Origin of the sequence: Dietzia sp. HMSC21D01 (assembly GCF_001815995.1) — a bacterium.
GTDB lineage: Bacteria > Actinomycetota > Actinomycetes > Mycobacteriales > Mycobacteriaceae > Dietzia > Dietzia cinnamea.
The window spans coordinates 1-604 of sequence record NZ_KV823750.1 but is presented as its reverse complement, the minus strand read 5'-3'; the positions used below and the strand labels follow the sequence as shown (position 1 = coordinate 604).

The following is a 604-nucleotide window of genomic DNA, read 5'->3' as shown; positions in this document are numbered from 1 at the left end:
GCACGCACCCCGCGCGGGGTGCGTGCCTCGTTCGTTCGAGCCGCGAGAAGCAGACCGACGATGGAGGGCCGTGAACCCAGAGATCCGCGTGGACCGGACGATCCCCGGCGTCAGAGTGGTGACCGAGGAACTCCCGTGGTGCCACACCGCCGCGGTCGGCATCTGGATAGGCGCCGGGTCGGCGGACGAGGGCCCCGACGAGCACGGCGCGGCCCACTTCCTCGAGCACGTCCTGTTCAAACGCACGACCACCGCGTCCGGGCGCGAGCTGTCCGAGCGGATCGACCTGCTCGGGGGCGACCTCAACGCCTACACCGGGCGCGAGCACACGTGCTACCACGTCCAGGTCCCCGCCGAGGGGCTGGACACCGCCGTCGACGTCCTGGTGGACGTGGTGGCCAACGGGTCCTGCGACCCGGAGGACGTCGAGGTGGAGCGCGACGTGGTGCTCGACGAACTGGCGGGTCGGGCGGACGATCCGGAGGACCTCGCGTGCGAGCTGGTGGCCACCGCGGCCCTGGGACGCGATCCGCTCGCCCGCCCGGTGATCGGCACGGAGGAGTCGGTCGAGGCGCTCGACACCGACACCCTCAGAGCGTTCCAC

Annotated in this window: 1 protein-coding gene; it reads left to right on the top strand. The window is 72.0% G+C overall.

Going from position 1 to position 604, the window contains the following annotated elements; translation table 11 throughout:
• Positions 1-70: 70 nt before the first annotated feature.
• The coding region (locus HMPREF3086_RS03135; protein WP_141763969.1) for a M16 family metallopeptidase at positions 71-604 on the top strand (534 nt) is incomplete at its 3' end.